The organism is Lactobacillus sp. HMSC08B12, assembly GCF_001808415.1.
In the GTDB taxonomy this organism is placed as follows: domain Bacteria; phylum Bacillota; class Bacilli; order Lactobacillales; family Lactobacillaceae; genus Lactobacillus; species Lactobacillus delbrueckii.
Genome location: NZ_KV793212.1, coordinates 1 through 832 on the forward strand (window position 1 = coordinate 1; position 832 = coordinate 832).

The window sequence follows — 832 nt, forward strand, 5'->3', positions numbered from 1 at the left end:
CTTCATTACCACCATGAGCCTTTATTTCTGGTGTATTGAATATTTCACCAGCAGTAGACACTAGCTTGTCTTTGCGGGCGTCCTCGTCCTTCTGGACTAATGTGGATCTTTTAGACATCAAGATGTAACGTGAATTCTTAAGCAACTTAGCAGCTTCTGGACAGCCTTCCTCAGCCAGCCGTCTTTGTTCATCTTTTCGGATCTCTGAAACCACTTTATCGTTGAAATTCTTGATAATGTGGAAGCGATCATAGACGATGTCTAGCTTGGGGTAGCGCCCTTTAAAAGCTTCTTCGAAGTCTGAATTCATGTCGCAAGCCACCGCCTCAACTTTTGACATCCACTCATCGCCAACATGATCCATAAACTCGAAAACAACGGCTTTCTTCTTGCCATGGGCTAAGTAGAGAATATACCCTGTTTCCCAGTCTATGATTGCGGTGGCGTACTTATGGCCATCGTGGAGCTTAAACTCATCAATGGCTAAGTATTTTGCCTGCCTTTCAGGTTTTATGAGTGTCTTGCCATCAGTTGTAAATTTAGACAGCAGAAGAGACTTGTGAATTGACTTTACAGTCATCTTGTCCAAGCCAGTAAGCCAAGCCACTGCCTTTAGAGTAAGGCCATAGCTTAACAGTTTCTCAGTGTATTCTTTTAAAGGTTTGGTGATGCGATAACCATCAGCTTTAAAAGGGATAGACTGGCTTCTAGTGTTGAATTGGCAATCAATGTTAAGACAACGAAAACGTGCATAGGACACTCTGATATTGGTGTGTATTCCACCAATAGCGACGTGCTTAAGAGTAGATTCTAAAGACCCATTTTTAACTAG

Annotated in this window: 1 pseudogene; it reads right to left on the reverse strand. The window is 42.4% G+C overall.

From position 1 onward, the window contains the following. Nucleotides 1-832: pseudogene (locus HMPREF3168_RS08820) on the reverse strand (ISL3-like element ISLdl1 family transposase); the annotation flags it as partial.